This is a genomic window from Ensifer meliloti (assembly GCF_030064585.1).
Taxonomy (GTDB): domain Bacteria; phylum Pseudomonadota; class Alphaproteobacteria; order Rhizobiales; family Rhizobiaceae; genus Sinorhizobium; species Sinorhizobium meliloti.
This window is the reverse complement of record NZ_CP120364.1, coordinates 282,717-300,172: the sequence shown is the minus strand read 5'-3', so window position 1 is coordinate 300,172 and position 17,456 is coordinate 282,717. Positions and strand designations below refer to the sequence as shown.

Annotated in this window: 18 protein-coding genes; 11 read left to right on the top strand and 7 right to left on the bottom strand. The window is 61.3% G+C overall.

Going from position 1 to position 17,456, the window contains the following annotated elements; translation table 11 throughout:
* Nucleotides 1–109: 109 nt before the first annotated feature.
* Nucleotides 110–433, bottom strand: a complete 324-nt coding sequence (locus PZL22_RS01275; RefSeq protein ID WP_004434640.1) for a hypothetical protein — start codon at nucleotides 431–433, stop codon at nucleotides 110–112.
* Nucleotides 434–607: 174 nt separating this feature from the next.
* Here PZL22_RS01275 and PZL22_RS01270 point away from each other — a divergent pair, with 174 nt between their 5' ends.
* Nucleotides 608–973, top strand: a complete 366-nt coding sequence (locus PZL22_RS01270; RefSeq protein ID WP_004434642.1) for an ArsR/SmtB family transcription factor — start codon at nucleotides 608–610, stop codon at nucleotides 971–973.
* Nucleotide 974: 1 nt separating this feature from the next.
* Complete coding sequence (gene arsK, locus PZL22_RS01265) at nucleotides 975–2,180, top strand: arsenite efflux MFS transporter ArsK (RefSeq protein WP_004434644.1); 1,206 nt, start codon at nucleotides 975–977, stop codon at nucleotides 2,178–2,180.
* 374 nt (nucleotides 2,181–2,554) lie between these two features.
* On the opposite strand, the gene PZL22_RS01260 is transcribed toward arsK, so the two are convergent.
* The 4 genes from PZL22_RS01260 to PZL22_RS01245 form a co-directional block, all read right to left on the bottom strand.
* On the bottom strand, nucleotides 2,555–2,938 hold the full coding sequence (locus tag PZL22_RS01260; protein WP_004434646.1) for a sensor histidine kinase: 384 nt from the start codon (nucleotides 2,936–2,938) through the stop codon (nucleotides 2,555–2,557).
* A 418-nt stretch (nucleotides 2,939–3,356) separates the two neighbouring features.
* Nucleotides 3,357–4,340, bottom strand: coding sequence for a L,D-transpeptidase family protein (locus tag PZL22_RS01255; RefSeq protein ID WP_004434649.1), 984 nt, complete (start codon nucleotides 4,338–4,340; stop codon nucleotides 3,357–3,359).
* 96 nt (nucleotides 4,341–4,436) lie between these two features.
* Nucleotides 4,437–5,438: an ABC transporter substrate-binding protein gene (locus PZL22_RS01250; protein ID WP_004434654.1), complete on the bottom strand. Its 1,002-nt coding sequence runs from the start codon at nucleotides 5,436–5,438 to the stop codon at nucleotides 4,437–4,439.
* Nucleotides 5,439–5,535: 97 nt separating this feature from the next.
* Complete coding sequence (locus PZL22_RS01245) at nucleotides 5,536–6,162, bottom strand: TetR/AcrR family transcriptional regulator (protein WP_004434671.1); 627 nt, start codon at nucleotides 6,160–6,162, stop codon at nucleotides 5,536–5,538.
* A 142-nt stretch (nucleotides 6,163–6,304) separates the two neighbouring features.
* Here PZL22_RS01245 and PZL22_RS01240 point away from each other — a divergent pair, with 142 nt between their 5' ends.
* Together PZL22_RS01240 and PZL22_RS01235 are read left to right on the top strand one after the other, a co-directional pair.
* Nucleotides 6,305–8,341, top strand: a complete 2,037-nt coding sequence (locus PZL22_RS01240; RefSeq protein WP_004434673.1) for an NADH:flavin oxidoreductase — start codon at nucleotides 6,305–6,307, stop codon at nucleotides 8,339–8,341.
* A gap of 46 nt (nucleotides 8,342–8,387) precedes the next feature.
* Nucleotides 8,388–8,987 (top strand): dimethylsulfoniopropionate lyase, encoded by a 600-nt coding sequence (locus PZL22_RS01235; protein ID WP_004434676.1) that lies wholly within the window; start codon nucleotides 8,388–8,390, stop codon nucleotides 8,985–8,987.
* Between the two features lie 265 nt (nucleotides 8,988–9,252).
* Here the strand turns inward: PZL22_RS01235 and PZL22_RS01230 are convergent, their stop codons facing one another.
* On the bottom strand, nucleotides 9,253–9,525 hold the full coding sequence (locus PZL22_RS01230) for an usg protein (protein WP_004434678.1): 273 nt from the start codon (nucleotides 9,523–9,525) through the stop codon (nucleotides 9,253–9,255).
* 281 nt (nucleotides 9,526–9,806) lie between these two features.
* Between PZL22_RS01230 and groES the strand changes: the two genes are divergently transcribed.
* Nucleotides 9,807–10,121 (top strand): co-chaperone GroES, encoded by a 315-nt coding sequence (groES, locus tag PZL22_RS01225; RefSeq protein ID WP_028005604.1) that lies wholly within the window; start codon nucleotides 9,807–9,809, stop codon nucleotides 10,119–10,121.
* Between the two features lie 46 nt (nucleotides 10,122–10,167).
* Nucleotides 10,168–11,796: a chaperonin GroEL gene (gene groL / locus PZL22_RS01220; RefSeq protein ID WP_127516282.1), complete on the top strand. Its 1,629-nt coding sequence runs from the start codon at nucleotides 10,168–10,170 to the stop codon at nucleotides 11,794–11,796.
* Nucleotides 11,797–11,868: 72 nt separating this feature from the next.
* On the opposite strand, the gene PZL22_RS01215 is transcribed toward groL, so the two are convergent.
* Entirely contained in the window at nucleotides 11,869–12,615 is a 747-nt protein-coding gene (locus PZL22_RS01215) for a DUF899 domain-containing protein (protein ID WP_033048569.1), read from the bottom strand.
* Between the two features lie 272 nt (nucleotides 12,616–12,887).
* Between PZL22_RS01215 and PZL22_RS01210 the strand changes: the two genes are divergently transcribed.
* The 5 genes from PZL22_RS01210 to PZL22_RS01190 all read left to right on the top strand — a co-directional run bounded on the left by PZL22_RS01210 (nucleotide 12,888) and on the right by PZL22_RS01190 (nucleotide 17,282).
* The gene (locus PZL22_RS01210) at nucleotides 12,888–13,424 is read left to right on the top strand and encodes a 3'-5' exonuclease (protein ID WP_004434690.1); all 537 of its coding nucleotides are present in this window, start codon (nucleotides 12,888–12,890) and stop codon (nucleotides 13,422–13,424) included.
* A 131-nt stretch (nucleotides 13,425–13,555) separates the two neighbouring features.
* On the top strand, nucleotides 13,556–14,107 hold the full coding sequence (locus PZL22_RS01205; RefSeq protein WP_107592642.1) for a Spy/CpxP family protein refolding chaperone: 552 nt from the start codon (nucleotides 13,556–13,558) through the stop codon (nucleotides 14,105–14,107).
* 36 nt (nucleotides 14,108–14,143) lie between these two features.
* Nucleotides 14,144–14,842: a response regulator gene (locus PZL22_RS01200; RefSeq protein ID WP_004434693.1), complete on the top strand. Its 699-nt coding sequence runs from the start codon at nucleotides 14,144–14,146 to the stop codon at nucleotides 14,840–14,842.
* A gap of 4 nt (nucleotides 14,843–14,846) precedes the next feature.
* Nucleotides 14,847–16,109 carry a sensor histidine kinase gene (locus tag PZL22_RS01195; RefSeq protein WP_004434694.1) on the top strand — a complete coding sequence of 421 codons (1,263 nt, stop codon included), beginning with the start codon at nucleotides 14,847–14,849 and terminating at the stop codon, nucleotides 16,107–16,109.
* A gap of 282 nt (nucleotides 16,110–16,391) precedes the next feature.
* On the top strand, nucleotides 16,392–17,282 hold the full coding sequence (locus PZL22_RS01190) for a helix-turn-helix domain-containing protein (protein WP_004434695.1): 891 nt from the start codon (nucleotides 16,392–16,394) through the stop codon (nucleotides 17,280–17,282).
* The last annotated feature ends 174 nt before the right edge of the window (nucleotides 17,283–17,456 follow it).

Sequence of the window (17,456 nt, the reverse complement as noted above, 5' to 3'; positions counted from 1 at the left end):
CCAGCTGGCCGGCATTCATCCAACCTCGTCAGTGGCGAGACCACCCGGGTGCTGCAAACGGCTTCGACTTAGGCGCCGTCAGCCAGCCCGGCTCGCATGGCCGTTGGCTTCATTCGACGACGCAATCGTCAGACTTCGCGGCGGCCGTCTGCTCGCCTGACTGCTGAGCTTCGGCGTCCTGCTGCGACGTAGCGAGGTTCTTGTCTCCTCCGCCTTGTTGGTTGGCCAGAGGCATCGTCTGACCGTCCTTGCTGGCAGCATTGTTTTCGGTTTCCAGCGGGGCCTTGGTTCCGTCCTTGGCTATCCCCGGCTTTTCAGCACTGATGGAAGCGGTGGTGTCCGTCGAAGTCCCATCTTTGCAGGCGGCCGTGGCTGAACCGGATGCGAGGCCCGCAATCGAAATTGCTGTAAAGATCGTAGCGAGTACCCTCATTGTAATCTCCTTTATCTCCGAACCAGATGTGTGAAAACAATTCGGCAGGCCGATCGTTCCATGGCTTGCGCGGATCAAGGATTTGAAGGTCAGGAAGCGTGATCTCACTTCGGACTTGTCGATCTGCGTCAGGTCGGCTACGCATTAATTTGATTATTGTAGGAAGATTGAAATATGGAAGAGCGACAAGCCCGATCGTCCTTCGCCGCCCTGTCGCAGGAGACGCGCCTGGGAATTGTGAGAACACTCGTCGTCGCGGGACCGGTCGGCATGGCTGCGGGTGCGATAGCAGAAAAGATGGGCGTCTCACCCTCGAACGTCTCCTTCCACCTGAAGGAGTTGGAGCGGACCGGATTGATCACGCAGAGGCGCGAATCGCGCTCGATCGTCTACAGCGCCAGCTACGACGCCCTTGCCGATCTTGTGAAGTTCCTGATGGAGGACTGTTGTGTCGGACACGCCAGCGTACGTGCATCACTGAACGGGCAAAACCCGTGTCGCGTGGCATCCTCCACGCCGGCCGAAGGCGGGAACGGCTGATATGAAGTCCGGGGTCCCCGCGGGCATCGTCGCCGCACTCGGCCTCACCCAGATCATCGGCTATGGCACGCTCTATTACAGCTTCAGCATCCTTGCGCCCGCAATGGCACACGACCTCGGCCTGACCGTCGAGCAAGTGTTCGGCGTGTTTTCCGCTTCGCTGCTGGTGGGCGGCCTATCGGCTCCTCTCGTTGGAGGATGGATGGACCGGTTCGGCGCCGCGACGATCATGACTTCCGGCTCGGCCGTCTCCGCTCTGGCTCTTTTGCTATGCGCCTGGTCTCCCTCGACGGCTGTGTTCGCCATCGCCATAGTCCTCCTGGAAGTGGCCTCCGGCATGGTGCAATATCAGGCTGCCTTTGCGGCACTTGTGGAAATCCGTCCCAAGGCGGCTTCACGCAGCATCACCTATCTGACGTTGATCGGGGGCTTCGCTTCGACGATCTTCTGGCCGATTGCCGCGAGCCTTGGAGAGTTTCTCTCGTGGCGCGAAATCTACATCGCTTATGCAGTGTTGAACCTGCTTGTCTGTCTCCCGCTGCATCGCTGGATCATGCGAAGCCGGACGCCTGCAGCGGTCGAATCTTCCGGCCTGAACCGGGAAGCGATTGCCGGCGCGCTTCCCGCACACGCAAGGCGGCGTGGCATGCTTCTTGTCTCGTTGGCCTTTGCCTTACAGGGGTTCACACTTTCCGCGATACTGACGCATATGGTTCCGATGCTGGGAACGATCGGCTTCGGGGCGGCAGCCGTGATGATCGGCTCGCTCTTCGGACCTTCACAGGTTCTAAGCAGGCTCATCAACATGACATTCGGCGCAAACTTGCTGCCCCCCATGCTCGCGACCCTGTCGGCCACGCTCATCGTGGCGGGTGTCGTCGTCCTCGGTCTTTCCGGAACCTGGTTGCCAGGGGCTGTGGTCTTCGCGATCTGTCTCGGTCTCGGATCGGGCATCAACAGCATTGCGCAGGGATCGCTTCCGCTCTGGCTGTTCGGATCGGCCGGCTATGGTGCGATTACGGGAAGAATGGCCGCCGCACGGCTGGCAGCAGGCGCGATGGCACCCTTTGTCTTCTCCGTCCTGATGGAACGCTTCGGCACGGATGTCGCCTTGTTGGCCAATGCCTGCCTCGGCGCGGTCGGTATGGGGGCCTTCCTGGCGGTAGCATCGGCCGCCAAACGTCGGCCGGACGCTCTCACGCTTTGACGCTGCGCACTTCCGGACGGAAAACCGTCAACCACTTTCCTGCACGTGCTCCAGAGGTGCGATTGCCCGAGATGCGGACACTTGTTCGCGCCATCTTAGGTATGAAGTCAGATTAGGTGAGGGGGGGTGGAGTCCAGTCACAGTCTACCCAAGGAGGTCAGCTCTTGGGTAGACGGCATTTGGAAACGGTCTGGCAGGGTTCCTTCTCCGTGTCCTGATCATGGGTTTAGCAAGCTCACTTTGAGCCAACTGCTCAGCAACTTTACAAATATTCAAACTCCGCGGCTCTTTCGAAAACCGCCAGCGGACCAAGACTCTGGTCCACCGGTATACGGATCAAATTCGGGACGGTTATCAGTGACGAAAGAAGTGGGTCAGGCGCCGAAAGCGGACGATCCGACTGCGACCGGAAAGCTCACGGTGCATACGAGGCCTGTACGGTTGTCAGACAGAAAAATTTGACCACCGTGCAAATCCGCGACGGCTCTCACCAGACTCAGCCCCAACCCGGTTCCGGGTGAACCGAGCGTCTTGTCGAGGCGGTAGAAACGCCCGAAAACCTTCGTCCGCTCGGCAGCCGGGATGCCGAGGCCATTGGCAGAAACGATCAACTTCACCCATTCCGCGTCGCTGGAAAGTGTGAGTTCGACCGCCGTCCCGCAAGGAGTGTGGCGAGTAGCGTTGGTAAGAAGATTGACGCAAAGCTGCTTTACCAAATCAGCATCGCCAAAGATGAAAGCGGAGCTTTGGAAATTCAACGAGAACCGATACCCGAGGAAGCGAAGTAGGGGCCGCCATAGCCGCCATGGTAGTCAAACCGAATTTCGGCGTAGGTCTTTAGCGCGCCGTTTCGGTGTCCGAAGCGGTCAAGAAGCCGGGAAGCGCGCTTCACGACGCGGCCCAAGTCCGACCCCGATGTAACGTTCCGCACTCGACAATGGAAAGGTCGAGCGGACGAACAGCCGGCTTGGTACTGTCTTTATACCAGGCGGAATGGAGCCGGACGTCGCTCAGCAGATGAGCATTCGGTTGCGTAGCGGGGGCAATACCCGAGAGGGAGGGTGGCGCGACCGTAAGCGCTACTCACCCGGCGGGGTGAAAGCTCTTGAACAACGGTGCGAGATCCGGCTCCCAAGCTGTTTCGATCGGGTCTCGAGTCGTCGGAGGATGCGACGTTCAGTCGATGAACTCGGCGACCACCCCTGGCTTGACCATCGCCGCAAGTTCCTCCGCGTCCCAGTTCGTCAGGCGAACGCACCCGTGTGACTGAGCTTTATCGATCAAGGACGGTTCGGGCGTGCCATGGATTCCATAGGTGGGCTCCGTCAGATCGATCCAGACGGTTCCCACCGGGTTATTGGGGCCTTTGGGAAGCGTCAGGGCCTTGTCGTTGTCGCCCTGCTTGAAGTTGACGTCGGGGTCGTATTCGTAAGGGGGCATTCGCGCGACCCCCTTGACCTTGTGGGTGCCCGTGGGGGAGGGGGACCCTTCGCTGCCGATGGAGGCGGGATACGCAGCGAGCGGCGAACCATCTTCGGCGAATGCCAGAACTTGCCCGGCTCGCTTGCGCACTTCTATCCTTTTGACCTCGCCTTCCTTTGCGACGCCGGGCGTTGCAACCCAAACTGTCTCACCGACGGCAAACGACGAACCTGGATTCAGCGCCTTCAACAGGTCGAGGTCCATGTGAAACCGCTCGGACAATCTCTCCTCGACGCTCGTATAACCCAGGTGATCCATCTTGGCCTGCTTGGAATAGTCGTCGGGAATCTCGTCGACGAGATCCTTGGCGTCCTCTTCCGTGATGGCATAGGACTGGATGACAGGCTGGTCCTGCGGAAGCCGGCTGACGACCTCAGGGTCCAGCTTTCCATCGACAGGAAGACGCTGCATTGCCTCGTATCCCGCAACGGCCTTGGTGACATTCTCGCCGTAGTAGCCGTCGATCACCCCGGGAGAGGATCCCGCGCGATCCAGAAGAATCTGGAGGTGGACGATGGCCGGATCCGGGTGAGGCGGTTCCTTCGGTGGCCGTTCCGGCGCGATCGAGGCAATCGGAGCATTGTTGATCGCTTCCGGCTGAAGGTCTTCAGCACTGGCGGTGGAATGGAGGCCCAATGACAGGGCGGCTGCGACAAGGATGATGTTCTTCATGAACATCAAATGGACAGCCCGCCCGACTTGTTCCGCCCACTGATTTCCTTGCCTTGGCAGTGGATGCGGCGTGCATCTTGCACGCCGCACGGAGAAAGGCCGTCAGAGCGCCGCTTTGATCTTCTCGGCGGCTTCAGGCGAGACCCACTTCGACCACATGTCCTCGTTCTCTTCGAGGAAGCGCTTCGCACCTTCTTCACCACTGGCCTGATTGTCGGTCATCCAGGCCATGAGTTGGCTGACGGTCTCGTTGCTCCAGGAGCGCTTGGTCAGATAGTCCATGACCTCGGGGCCGACCCGCTCGGAGAAGGGCTTGGCAACCAGCGTCACGATCGTGTCGACCGGCCATGCATTCGGCTTGGGGTCGGGGCAATCCGCTACGGTGTTGCAGCGTTTCCATTCGGCCGCGTCATGGGGCACGCCGGGGTCCAGCTTGACCATCTTGTATTTACCGAGGAGGGCGGTAGGAGACCAGTAATAGGTAAGAAGACCCTCCTTGCGTTCATAGGCCTTGGCGATGGCGCCGTCCAGGCCGGCCGCAGAGCCGGTGTCGACCAGGGTGAAGCCGGCCTTCTCGCCGTCGAAGGCGCTAAAAAGCTGCGTCGTCACCACCGTGCCGCCCCAGCCCTGTGGCCCGTTCAGGATCGCGCCCTTGCTGGGGTCCTCGGAGGCAGGAAAGAGCTCGGGGTGCTTCAGCGCGTCGCCGATCGTCTTGATGTCCGGGTGTGCGTCGGCGAGGTATTGCGGGATCCACCACCCCTGTACGCCGCCGTCCGGCAGCGGGGAGCCGACTGTGATGATACGACCGTCGTCCTGGCCTTTCTTGACGACATCGGGCAGGAGGTCGATCCATGCTTCCGGCGCGATATCGGGTTGGCCCTTCTCGGCCATGGAGGTGATCGTCGGCACGGTGTCGCCGATCGTGATCTCGGCACTGCAGCCGTAGCCTTCATTGAGAATGAACTTGTCGAGGTTGGAGAGGACCTCCGCACTCTGCCAGTTCATGCTGGCAATGGTGACGGTCCCGCACTCGGCGGCACTCGACGTCGATGCTCCTGCGATGAGACCAAGCATCAGACATGTCGACGCAAGCAGCTTTTTCATTGCACTGTTCCCTCTTCTTTTTGCGGCGTCTTATCGGAAGAGCAGGGTGCCGCGTATACCCGCTCCTGCCTCGCTCGTTCCTTATCCTCCTTTGTCGCTATCCGGAGTAGCCATGCCGGGCGAAGAAGCGGTCAAGCTCTCTCTGCTCCGGGACTTGTCCGGTGAAGATCTCCACATATTCCGGGATGCGCTTCATCCGCACGGATACGTCTTCCTTCGTCTGCATCGAGATATAGCCGATCTGCACGAGATAGATCGTGCGCGCACGTACATCGGCCCGCGCCTCGTCATGCCCGAACCGCAGGAACATGCGCGTGAGCGCGTCGAGTCGCTGCTGATCGGCGCTCTGGACTTCCGCAAGAATTTCAGGCGACTGCAGGGCCCAGCTTCGCACCGCGAACTCGAACTGCGAATCGAACAGGCTGCCATCAAGCCAGCAGTCGAAAACGTTGAGCATCGCTTCGGCAATCGTCTCGGCATAGGCCTCGGATTGTCTTACCAGATTGCCGGTATTCTTTTCGCGCCAGCGCGAGACGAGCCTGTCGAGCAGTTCCTCGCGGTCCTTGAAAAACCAGTAGAAGCTCGTCCGCGACAGATTGAGCTTCTTCGCAAGCGGCTGGATCTTCACCGCATCGATGCCGGCGTCGAGCAGGGATTCGTAGGCCGCTCCAAGCCAGACATCCGGGGAACCGCGCCAGCCGCTGTCGCTCGTGATCTGCTCCATCGTTACTGTTTAACAGATCGAACGATACCCCGCAAGAAAAATGTACATCAGTGTCTCCGGTCCTGACTGCAATGCCTGATTTGTTGACACCCATGTACATTTTCACTTAGGCTGCCGACACGACCAAGCCGGAGCCCCGCAGATGCCGAACGACCCCCTCCTTCAACCGTACCAGCTGAAGCACCTGACGCTGCGTAACCGCATCATCGTGACGGCACACGAGCCGGCCTATCCGGAGGACGGCATGCCGAAGGAGCGCTATCGCGCCTATACGGTGGAGCGCGCGCGGGGCGGCGTGGCGATGACGATGACCGCCGGTTCGGCGGCCGTCTCGAAGGACAGCCCGCCGGTCTTCAACAATCTGCTCGCCTACAGAGACGAGATCGTGCCGTGGATCAGGGAGATGACCGACGCCGTGCACGAGGAGGGGGCGGCGATCATGATCCAGCTCACCCATCTCGGCCGGCGCACGCGGTGGGACAAGGGAGACTGGCTTCCGGTCGTCGCTCCCTCGCATCACCGCGAAGCGGCGCATCGCGCCTTCCCCAAGAAGATCGAAGACTGGGATATCGACAGGATCATCAAGGATTTTGCCGATGCGGCGGAGCGCATGAAGGCCGGCGGAATGGATGGCGTCGAACTCGAGGCCTACGGTCACCTCATCGACCAGTTCGCCTCGCCATTGACGAACGAACTCGATGGTCCCTACGGCGGCTCGCTCGACAACCGTATGCGCTTCTGTTTCGACGTCCTGAAGGCGATCCGGGCACGTGTCGGAGACGAGTTCATCCTGGGCGTGCGATACACGGCCGATGAATGCCTTCCCGGGGGGACCGACAAGGCGGAAGGCCTTGAGATCTCGAAACGCCTCAAGGAAAGCGGACTTATCGACTATCTGAACATCATTCGCGGCCATATCGATACCGACCCCGGACTGACGGATGTGATCCCTATTCAGGGCATGGCCAATTCGCCGCATCTCGACTTCGCCGGCGAGATACGCGCAGCGACGAACTTCCCGACCTTCCATGCGGCGAAAATCCCTGACGTCGCGACCGCGCGCCACGCGATTGCGTCCGGCAAGGTCGACATGGTCGGGATGACCCGCGCCCACATGACCGATCCGCACATCGTCCGCAAAATCATCGAAAAGCGGGAGGACGACATTCGCCCCTGCGTCGGTGCGAACTACTGTCTCGACCGTATCTACCAGGGAGGCGCCGCCTATTGCATTCACAATGCTGCGACCGGACGCGAGCTGACGATGCCGCACAGCATCGCGAAGGCGCACTGTCGCAGGAAAGTGGTCGTCGTCGGGACCGGACCGGCTGGTCTCGAGGCGGCACGCGTGGCGGGGGAGCGTGGCCACGAGGTAGTTGTCTTCGAGGCGGCGAGCGATCCGGGCGGCCAGGTCCGCCTGACTGCGCAGAGCCCGCGCCGGCGGGAAATGATCAGCATCATAGACTGGCGCATGAGCCAGTGCGAAAAACTCGGCGTCACCTTCCATTTCAACACATGGGCGGAAGCGGAGGCCATTCAGGCGGAAAATCCTGACGTCGTCATCATCGCCACCGGCGGGCTTCCGCATACGGAGGTGCTGTCGAGGGGCAACGAGCTCGTCGTGTCCGCCTGGGACATCATTTCCGGCGACGCAAAGCCGGGCACCAATGTCCTGATCTTCGATGACGCCGGCGACCACGCCGCTCTGCAGGCCGCCGAATTTCTCGCCACTGCCGGCGCCAGGGTCGAGATCATGACGCCCGACCGCTCCTTCGCGCCGGAGGTCATGGCGATGAACCTCGTGCCTTACATGCGTTCCCTGCAGAAGCTCGATGTGACCTTTACCGTCACCTACCGTTTGGAAGCGGTAGAGAAGAGCGGCAATCAACTGGTCGCCCATGTCGGCAGCGACTACGGGGGTATCTCCAAACAGCGGACTTTCGACCAGGTGGTCGTCAATCATGGGACCATCCCGCTCGATGAACTCTATTTCGAGCTGAAGCCCTTCTCCAGCAATCTGGGCGAGATCGCGCACGACGAAATGATCGCCGGGGAACCGCAATCGGTCGTCCGCAACGCCGAGGGCAAGTTCCAGCTCTTCCGTATCGGCGATGCGGTCGCGGCGCGCAACACCCACGCCGCGATCTACGACGCTCTACGCCTTCTCAAGGATATCTGACGCCAGGCAGGTCCCCAGACCTTTTCACGCCTAGAAGGACCTATCAATGTCACCTCGCAGCGATGCCCTTCAGTTGTTCATCGACAGTGCCTTTGAAGCGTTCAATCATTTCGCGCAGGCTCCGCAATCGTGCCGCTCGATCCTGCAGATTTCTTCTGCGCTCGAGGTGCCGGGCGTGGAAAGGCGGGGCCACGGAAGCCGCCTGCCGGTGTGTTCCCACCTTGAGACGGCGCTCTCCATCGAAACGGAACACGAGCCGCTGCGACGTCTGATCGATCGGTTCAGGGCAGTCGAGCCCTTTCTCGCATGGCGCCGGCGCACCGGTTGCGACGGTTCCGAGAGCGCGAATTTCCTCGAGGGCCATGCGAACGCGATGATCGTCGGACCTAGCGGTCTCGAAGAGCGCAGCGATGTCTGGCTCGGAGTTACATTGATGGCGCCGCATGTGCGTTATCCGGACCATGAGCACGCGCCTGAGGAGGTCTATCTCGTTCTGTCGAAGGGAGAATTCCGGCAGGGGGAGGGAGAATGGTTTTCACCGGGCCTCGGCGGCTCGTTCTACAACGAGCCGGGCATCAGGCACGCAATGCGATCGGTCGACACGCCGCTACTGGCATTTTGGGCATTACTGGCGGAGCCGTCTTAGGGCCTGTTGAGATTCGGGATACCCGCCGCGACTGTTTGATTTCCTCCTCCCTGTGCTCGTCATAGGGATCCAGCCAGACCGAGTCCTTGGTTTGAAAGAACTCTCCCCGCGCCGCAGACGCGGCGCTGCTGGATCTCTGTGACAAGCACAGAAACGAGGGCGAGGAGAAGCGCCATCATCCAGCTCCCAGCAGCCGTCATAGACTCCAGATCAAACTCAACAGGCCTTAGAGCGGGAAGACGCAAGCGTCCTTTAACGCCGGAACTCAGTGAATGTTGAATTCGCCATCCACCTGCCGCCACTCGTTCGGACCGATCAGCCGTTTGTGGGTGAATCGCACGGAGTGGAGCGGCCCGTCGAGATTGGTCTGCCAGAAATCGAGGAAATTTCGCATCTGGGGAAATTCCGGTGCGAGGTCGTAATCCTGCCAGACATAGGTCTGCAGGACGGATTCGAAATCGGGAATGCGGTAGAGGATATGCGCGGTTGTGAGACCGTAACCGTTGAGCTGGCGCTCGAGATCCGATGAAAATCGCATGCTTCATCTCCGTTACATATCATTCGCCGGCTCCCGGCTGATCTTGCGGGGGCGCCCCGGCATGACCTTAACGTCACAGCGAAATTCGGGTTCCTTTCCAGTCTGTTAGCAGCCGCCTCGAAGCGCTGCTAATTTTTTTGCCGGGGCCTCTTGAAATCCATTTTTAGCCCAACCAGATCATCCCGCGCGAAGTGCTCGAACGAGGCTTCGCACCCGTCCGGATTGGTCATCCGGTCCGGGATGGGGAACAAGATCATCAATGTTTGTCCATGGAGGAAAACATGGCGTTTCGACCGCTTCATGATCGTATTCTCGTCCGCCGCGTCGAGTCCGAAGAGAAGACCAAAGGCGGCATCATCATCCCCGACACTGCCAAGGAGAAGCCCCAGGAAGGCGAAGTCCTCGCTGTAGGTCCCGGCGCGCGCAGCGAACAGGGTCAGATCCAGCCGCTCGACGTCAAGGTGGGCGACCGCATCCTGTTCGGCAAGTGGTCCGGCACCGAGATCAAGATCGACGGCGAAGATCTCCTGATCATGAAGGAAAGCGATGTCATGGGAATCATCGAGGCCCAGGCCGCCGAGAAGATAGCCGCCTGATAACGCGAAGATACAGTCAACAAGCTGCCTATCAAGGAGTGAAGAAATGGCTGCGAAGGAAGTCAAATTCCAGACCGACGCACGCGAGCGCATGCTGCGTGGTGTCGACGTGCTGGCCAATGCCGTAAAGGTAACCCTCGGTCCGAAGGGCCGTAACGTCGTTATCGACAAGTCGTTCGGTGCGCCGCGGATCACCAAGGACGGCGTCTCCGTCGCCAAGGAAATCGAACTCGAGGACAAGTTCGAGAATATGGGCGCGCAGATGCTGCGCGAAGTCGCATCCAGGACCAACGACCTTGCCGGGGACGGAACGACGACCGCTACGGTGCTCGCACAGGCAATCGTCCGGGAAGGTGCCAAGGCCGTCGCCTCGGGCATGAACCCGATGGACTTGAAGCGCGGCATCGATCTCGCAGTCGATGCGGTCGTGAAGGAATTGAAGAACAACGCCAGGAAGATCTCCAAGAATTCCGAGATCGCTCAGGTCGGTACCATTTCCGCCAATGGCGACACCGAGATCGGACGCTATCTCGCCGAAGCCATGGAGAAGGTCGGCAATGAAGGGGTGATCACGGTCGAGGAGGCCAAGACGGCCGAGACGGAACTCGAGGTCGTCGAGGGTATGCAGTTCGACCGCGGCTATCTCTCTCCCTATTTCATCACCAATCAGGACAAGATGCGCGTGGAACTGGAGGATCCCTATATCCTCATCCACGAAAAGAAGCTTTCGAACCTGCAGGCCATGCTGCCGGTGCTCGAAGCGGTCGTCCAGTCCGGCAAGCCGCTCCTCATCATCGCCGAGGATGTGGAAGGCGAGGCGCTCGCCACCCTCGTCGTCAACAAGTTGCGCGGCGGCCTCAAGGTTGCTGCCGTCAAGGCGCCCGGCTTCGGCGACCGTCGCAAGGCCATGCTGGAAGACGTCGCCATCCTGACCGGCGGCACCGTCGTTTCGGAAGACCTCGGCATCAAGCTTGAAAGCGTCACGCTCGACATGCTGGGCCGCGCCAAGAAAGTCTCGATCGAGAAGGAGAACACCACCATCATCGACGGTGCGGGTTCGAAAGCCGAGATCGAGGGCCGTACCGCGCAGATCCGCGCCCAGATCGAGGAGACGACCTCTGACTATGATCGCGAGAAGCTGCAGGAACGCCTTGCCAAGCTCGCCGGCGGCGTCGCAGTCATCCGCGTAGGTGGCTCTACCGAAGTCGAGGTGAAGGAAAAGAAGGACCGCGTCGACGACGCGTTGCACGCGACGCGGGCGGCAGTCGAGGAAGGGATACTGCCCGGCGGCGGTGTCGCGTTGCTGCGGGCGGTCAAGGCTCTCGACGGCCTTAAGACCGCCAACAACGATCAGCGCGTCGGGGTCGATCTCGTGCGCCGCGCTATCGAAGCTCCCGTCCGCCAGATTGCGGAAAACGCCGGAGCCGAGGGCTCGATCATCGTCGGCAAGCTGCGCGAGAAGACGGAGTTCTCTTATGGCTGGAATGCCCAGACCAACGAATATGGCGATCTCTATGCCATGGGCGTCATCGACCCGGCCAAGGTCGTCCGCACCGCGCTTCAGGACGCAGCGTCGGTTGCCGGTCTTCTCGTCACGACCGAAGCCATGATCGCCGAAAAGCCCAAGAAGGAAGCCGCACCGGCGCTTCCGGCCGGCGGCGGCATGGACTTTTAAGCGATCGACCGGGCCCGTCCTTGCCATCGGGGGGCGGGCCTCCCTTCCGAGGGCATGTTCCTTAAAGCCTCGCTAGTCCTGGTTCCGGAACGCCGCCTCTCCGGCGTCCGACACTTCGACCCACTTCTTGTCCGGCTCGGCGTCTTTGACGTAGCTGTCGTGCCAGTTCCACCATTTGTAGGTCGGGGTCTGCGGATAGCCTTCGGGCGAATCCTCCCAGACTTCCTGCCGGCCGAGCGGCGTGATGTCGAGGTAATTCCACGTGCTACCCATCTGCTCGTCGCCGCGATTGTTGATAAAATAGGTACGGAAAACGCGGTCGCCGTCGCGATAGAACACGTTCGTGCCGTGCCACTCGTCCACCCCGAAATCGGCGTCGAAGCTGTCCGTCACGGTAAACCACGGGATCTGCCATCCCATGCGCGCTTTCAGCCGGGCGATGTCCGCCTGGGGTGCCCGCGAGACGAAGACGAGGGTTGTGTCACGGGCGTTCAGGTGGGCGAGGTGCGCAACCTGATCGGCCACCATGGAGCAGCCTCTGCAGGCGTGGTCGGGCCAGCCGAAAACGCCCGGTTCGAAAAAGGCGCGGTAGGCGATCAGCTGACGCTGACCGTCGAACAGGTCGACGAGGCTGACCCTGCCCGCGGGGCCTTCGAACGCATATTCCTTCTCTACAGCCATCCACGGCATCCGCCGGCGCTCGGCGGCCAGCGCGTCGCGCGCCCGGGTCAGGGCCTTTTCCTTGACGAGCAGCTGTTCGCGCGCAGCCTCCCAGGCCTGCGGCGGGACGACGGGTGGCGTGTGCATTGGTTTCGTCATGGCTCGGCACCTCCAGTTTGTGCGCTTCGGCAATCTGTACGCATTGGCGCCTCCTCGGGGCGCGATCCCGATCGCGCCATGGCCTGGCTGTCGGGCTTGAAGTAGTTTGGCACCGGAACGCCGATGATGGGAGTAACAAGTGTGGCGCCATTTCATTGGAGCTGCTGGTGGCCCGCGCGGCATTCCGACATATCGCGTGAGGTCGCCTTGGACATGTCGATCGAGCGGACTGACCTAGATTACGTTGGTACATTGGAGGAACGTGGCCGCGAATGATCGTATTCCTGGACTTCGAAGCGTCCTCTCTGAACAAGAAAAGCTTCCCCATAGAGGTCGCCTGGGTCTTCCAGGACGGCCGCTCGCGTTCCTATCTGATACGGCCGGCTCCGGATTGGACCGACTGGTCCGCCGAAGCCGAGGAAGTCCATGGCATATCGAGGGGTATGCTTCGCGCGGAGGGGCTCCCTGTCGCGTTCGTCGCCGAAGAAATGATCCGTGAGCTGGCCGGACACCGGCTTTATGCCAGCGCACCATCCTGGGACGGCAAATGGCTGAGCGTGCTGCTGAGAGCTGCCGGGCTGCCAAGGCATGCTCTACGGCTGAAAAGGTCCGACGAGGCCTTCCTCGATGCGGCACGGCGCAAGATGGGCGACAGATTTTCGGATCAGGAGATATCGGACCTGGTCCTCGGCGTCATCGGCGCAACCGGGCGGCCGCCCGTCCATCGAGCGCTTCCTGATGCGTGCCTCGAGCTGGATCGATTGAGAATGGTCACCAAGGCGGCGGCGGAGCGTGCCGGATCGTTGTAGCCCGTGCTCGCGTCCCCCAGTCTACGGCGCCGCGGCTTTACATTTCTTTACATTCGCCCAGAACGGTCGAAACGTTGCCCGGTTAGCTTTCCTCCATCGCAGCAGGTGCTGCGGAGCAAAGGAGACTGGCAATGGAAAACGAAGACAATGACCTGTCGGGCCGGGGCGCCGGCAAAGCCGTTTCGAAAGGATGGGGACGGCACGCCGCGATCGGCGGCCTCGCAGCCGTCGCGGCTGTCAGCGCGGTCGGATTTGCCGCCGCGCGTAGCGACGATTTCGGCTTCGGCATGGGCCGTTTCGGCATGGGCGGCCATGTGATGCACGCGCATATGGGAGGTGGCGGCGTTATGGAACACCGGATCGGCACCATGCTCGACGAGCTCGATGCGACACCCGAACAGGAAGACAAGCTTTGGGACATCATCGACAATGCCCGCGCCGAGATCAGACCGACTTTCCGGGACTTCCGCGAGACGCGCGAAGAGGTTATCGAACTCCTGGGCGCGCCGGGCATCGACCGGGCCGCCGCCGAGAAACTTCGCAGCGAGCGCATTGCAGCCATTGACGAGGCGTCGCGCAAGATGACGACCGCGCTGCTCGACGCGGCCGAAGTGCTGACGCCGGAGCAGCGCGTCAAGCTCGTCAAGCATTTGAAGGAGCGCGGGGGCCACGGCCGGTGGTAAATATGAGTCGGGCGGAAGTTTGAGCGGAGCACAGGGATGGCGGAACGGGTCTTGATTGTTGACGACGACACGCGCCTGTCCGCCATGCTGTCCGACTATCTCTCCGGAAACGGCTACACCGTCGATACCGCGGCGACCGCCACGGTGGGCATCGCCGAACTCGGGCGCCGCAACCCTGACGTCGTCATCCTCGACGTCATGCTGCCTGATATCGACGGCTTCGAAACCTGCCGACGCATGCGCGCGGTATCGGACGTCCCCATCTTGATGCTCACGGCCAAAGGCGAGGAGACGGATCGCATCGTCGGGCTGGAGCTCGGGGCCGACGACTATCTGCCCAAGCCCTTCAATCCGCGCGAGCTTCTGGCGCGGCTGAAGGCGATCCTGCGCCGCCGAAACGGGAGCGCCGCGGTTACGCGGACCCTTCGCTTCGGACGGCTCGAGATCGATCCCGGTTCCCGCTCCGTCAGGATCGACGGCCGCGAGTGTACGCTGACCAGCTACCAGTTCGATGTGCTTGTGGCGCTCGCCGAAAATCCCGGCCGCACGCTCTCGCGCGAACAGTTGATGGATGCAGTCAAGGGCGAGGAGCTGGATGCTTTCGACCGCTCGATCGACGTCCACATTTCGCGCATCAGGGCGGCCATCGAGAGCGATCCCAAGCATCCGAGGCGCATCATTACCGTGCGCGGCGCCGGCTATGTCTTCGCCCGCTATCAGGACGATACGAGATAGAGCGATGCGCAGCCGGCTGTTCCTGAAAATCTACCTGACACTGCTCGCGAGCCTTGCCGCGGTTGCCGTCGCCAGCGCCGCATTCGTATGGCTCGGGCAGGGCGAGGAGGAATCCGGCTGGCAAAGCCAGCGCGCCCGGTTCGTCGCCGCGCTCATTCCGCCGGACATGGACAACCGGACCGTCGAGGCGACCATCGAGCGGTTTTCACGCGCCTTCGATGCCGACATTGCCGTATACGACCCGCGCGGCAGGCTGATCGCAAGCGGCGGCAGCCCGATTCCGCGCGACATTCTCGACCAGCCTTGGCGCCACGGCCCGGGCAATTTTCACACCATGGTGACCGAACTGCCCGACGGCCGTACCGTGGCTGCGCGCATGGAGCGGCCCTTGCGTCCGTCCGGCCGCAATCCGCTCGCCTACCTGGCTTTGATCGCCGGTGTCATCGGGCTGGCCGCCTATCCGGTGGTCCGTCACCTGACCCGCCGGCTGGAGCGGCTGCGCGTGGGCGTGGATGCCTGGGGAAAGGGCGATTTCGTGGTTCGCGTGCCGGAGGACGGCAGCGACGAGGTGGCGGCGGTGGCCAAGAGCTTCAACAGGGCCGCCGACCAGGTCGAGCGGCTGATCAAGTCGCACCGGGCCTTGCTCGCCAATGCCAGCCATGAATTGCGCTCGCCGCTTGCGCGCCTGCGCATGGCGATCGACCTCTACGAGCAGGCGCCGAACGACGATCGCAAGCAGGAAATCATCCGCAACCTTTCCGAACTGGACACGCTGATCGAGGAGATCCTGCTGGCAAGCAGGCTGGACCACGTCGAGAAGCTCGATGCGCTGGAGTCCGTCGACCTTCTGGCTCTCGTATCGGAAGAGGGCGCGCGCAACGATGTAGAGGTTTCCGGAATGCCTGCGATCGTCGCAGGCGATGCTCGCCTGCTTCGCAGGCTCGTGCGCAACCTCCTGCAGAACGCGCTGCACCACGGCGGTCCACCTGTCACAGCCGCTGTCGCGCAGGCGGACGGTGCTGCGATCCTTAGGGTCCGCGATCACGGACCCGGCATAGCGGATAGCGAGAGGCACCGCGTTTTCGAGCCATTCTATCGCCCGTCGGGACGCAGCGAGGCCGCGGGCGGCTGGGGTTTGGGACTGGCGCTGGTGCGCCAGATTGCCGAACGTCACGGCGGCGCCGTCAGCTACGAATCTCCGCCGGACGGCGGTGCCTGCTTCGTCGTGACGCTGCCGGTGCAAAGCAAGCCTGTGAGGGATCGGTAAGGCACCGGGGTCACGATCCGTCCAAAATCCGGAGAGAGGGGCAGGACACTCTTACTTTGAACGATCACGGCACCTCGACGCGGCAGTTGGACTGCGGCAAAGTGGTGATGTACGCTTATGTGCAAAGTGGTGTCACGCTGAGCCGTTATCCGACCTCGTGCAAGTACACGCTACCGCCCACACGAGCCGTCACTTCACCAAACTATATATTTTGCAAATATTCGAGCAGTGCTAGCGTCCGCGAAGCTTGGGTTAGCTGCAGATTGAGAAGAGGGGACAGCCATGGGCGGGAAAGCGCTTGCGGATACGACGGCCCACATTCGTCGTTTGCAGCGGGGCTTATCGCCACCCCTTGTTCCAGAGGTGTTTTCGGATGATACGCGACTGGTCGGCCGGTGGTGGAACAAACCGTTCGAGTATGATTTGCCGCCGCTGGAGGATCATGTGCTTTCTGCGAAATACTCCGGGCAGGGCATGGCCTCGGTGAAGATCGGCGGTCAGACGATTTCCGCTCCCGCGGCGATGGGGACGATCACGTTGGCACCAAGAGGCCACGGTGGCTTTTGGCGTGCCGACGGCCATGTCGAGGTCTCGAACATTTTCCTGGGCCACAAGCGCCTTCTAGCCAGCGCGGATCAGGTGGGAAATGGCCGGGAGCCCGAGCTGCTTGACCGCGTCAACTTCAATGATCCCAAACTGTTCACCATCATGGCTTTGATCAATGACGAGATAAATTCGGGAGACGCGATCTCCCACTTGTACATCGATCAGCTCCTCGACCTTGTCTGTCTTCAGCTCCTCAGGGCTCATTCCGCAACTTCAATGCCTATCTCGCCTGGACCGCAGCGTGGTCTTTCGGGTTGGCAGGTCAAGCGTGTCACGGGCTATATGCGCGAGAATATGGCGGAGGATATCCGGATTCAGGAACTGGCGGACCTGGTAAACTTGAGCCGGTTCCACTTTTGTACGGCCTTCCGTATGGCCACCGGACAGACGCCATACGGATGGTTGACCCGTCAGCGCATCGCCTACGCCAAGACGCTGCTGAGAGATATGAAGCTGCGCGTCAACGATATCGCTCTGGCCGTGGGCTATGAAACACAATCCGCTTTTGCCGCTAGCTTTCGGAAAGCGGTGGGGATCACACCGACCGAGTTTCGCCGTCGGCTCTGACATCTTGCACCGGTCTCATCGGCGGAATGCTTCAGCAATGCCTGTGTTTGCGGCAGCTTGTTTGACGGCTGATGGCTGACTCTCGCCGCAGTTCTTGATCGTCACAGCAACATCCGAACAATTCCGAAAGACCGGAACAGTGAACTCGCGGCGCACGTCCTATTCTCTCTCGCC